Origin of the sequence: Streptococcus sp. CSL10205-OR2 (genome assembly GCF_025660655.1) — a bacterium.
Taxonomy (GTDB): domain Bacteria; phylum Bacillota; class Bacilli; order Lactobacillales; family Streptococcaceae; genus Streptococcus.
On record NZ_JAOTIN010000036.1, the window covers coordinates 1 to 442 of the forward strand.

Consider the following 442-nt stretch of genomic DNA (forward strand, 5'->3'; position numbering starts at 1 on the left):
GGAGTTACAGCTTCAACTGTTGGTGTGTACTTAGCGGTCACTGCTGTGCCGTTCTTATCAACACGTTTAACGGTCACACCTGTACCTGTTCCTGTGAAGGTTGGTTCTGGTGTGAAAGTGACAGTACCGTCTGGCGCAACAGTGTAGGTTCCCTCTCCGTCAATAGTCTTAGTCGTGCTACCATCTTCAAACGTAGCCGTTACACTATCATCCATCGGTACAAGTGGGTCACCTGCTGTGAACACTGGTGTTGCACTTTGGACTTGACCTTGTTTATCTGTTGATGTAGCGTCTGCTCCTGTTGGAGTTACTCGATCTACTGTTGGGGTATAAGTTGTTTCTACTGCTGTGCCATTCTTATCTTTAGCTTGAATCTTAACAGCGTCTGGAGTGCCTACAAAATCTAAGTTCGGTTGGAAAGTAACAACACCTGTCGCTGGAT

The 442-nt window shown here is 46.6% G+C and carries 1 protein-coding gene; it reads right to left on the minus strand.

Annotation, left to right across the window (positions count from 1 at the left end):
* Window positions 1-442: hypothetical protein (locus tag N7659_RS08260; RefSeq protein WP_263276626.1), on the minus strand; the 442-nt coding region annotated here is incomplete at both ends.